At 73.3% G+C, this 1036-nt stretch carries 1 protein-coding gene and 1 pseudogene; both read left to right on the top strand.

All coding sequences use genetic code 11. The annotated features are described in order from the left end of the window. The first annotated feature begins 195 nt into the window (after positions 1-195). Complete coding sequence (locus L0P92_RS44615) at positions 196-702, top strand: SigE family RNA polymerase sigma factor (protein WP_234768836.1); 507 nt, start codon at positions 196-198, stop codon at positions 700-702. Positions 703-747: 45 nt separating this feature from the next. Further along, positions 748-1036 (top strand): annotated as a pseudogene (locus tag L0P92_RS44610) (hypothetical protein); the annotation flags it as partial.

Raw genomic sequence — 1036 nt, 5'->3', positions numbered from 1 at the left:
GGCGTGTACTGCGGCGGGGGTGGGCCGAAGCCCGGCTGCTCGGTCATCGGTGGCGTCCTGGGTCCTCGTACTCGCTGCGGGCTTCTCGAACTTCTCGAACTTCTCGGTGCTGCGGTGAAACATTCTCCCTGCCCCACCGCATCAGTTAAGTGAGGGCCCGCGCCCACAGCCGGGGCACAGCAGCAGGGGGAACACATGAGACAGGCCCGCGCGGACGAGTACGCGGAGTTCGCGATGGCCAGGGCCGGGCACCTGTACCGCTCGGCCTGTCTGCTGACCGCCGGGGACACCCACCTCGCCGAGGACCTCGTCCAGGAGACCCTCGGCCGGATCTACGTCCGCTGGGGCCGGGTGTCCCGGGTCGGGAACCCCGCCGGGTACGCGCAGACGGTCCTCACCCGTGCCTTCCTCGCCCATCAGCGGCGGCGCAGCAGTACCGAGCGGGCCACGGACGCCGTGCCGGACCGGGCGGCCGACGGCGGTGACCTGTCGCTGCGGCTGACCCTGCTCCAGGCGCTGGCCCGGCTGCCGGCCAAGGACCGGGCGGTGGTCGTCCTGCGGTACTGGGAGGACCGGTCCGTCGAGGAGACCGCCGACGCGATGAACGCCAGCTCGGCGGCGGTACGGACCCGGTGTACGCGTGCCCTCGGGCGGCTGCGCGAGCTGCTCGGTGAGGACCTCGGCGAGTACGCGACGCGCTGACTCACGTACCTGACACCTTGAGTTTCGGAAGACGGTGGTTTTGCCATGTCCGTTGAACACGACGACGACCGATTCGAAGGGCGGCTCAGTCATGCCCTGCACGACATCGGCGGCGGCTTCGACGCCGACCGGCCCGCGCTGGTCGCCGCCGGCCGGGCGCGCGGGCGGCCGGCGCCTCATCCCCGCCGCCGCGGCGCCGCCCGCGCCCGCGCCGCCGCCCCCCCGCTCCGGCCGCGCCCCGCCCCACACGACCCGGCCACCCAACGGCCCTTCAATGACGCCCTGTCCCCCGAGATCCTCACCGGCGTCGACTGCCGCCTGCCCGCCTCCAACG

The organism is Streptomyces muensis (assembly GCF_021474425.1).
Taxonomy (GTDB): Bacteria; Actinomycetota; Actinomycetes; order Streptomycetales; family Streptomycetaceae; genus Streptomyces; species Streptomyces muensis.
The sequence above is the reverse complement of the archived record's forward strand: the minus strand, read 5'-3'. Positions and strand labels throughout refer to the sequence as shown.

Excerpts from the sequence above, each read along its gene's own strand:
- L0P92_RS44615 (WP_234768836.1), top strand. The coding sequence starts at position 196 with ATGAGACAGGCCCGCGCGGACGAGTACGCGGAGTTCGCGATGGCCAGG.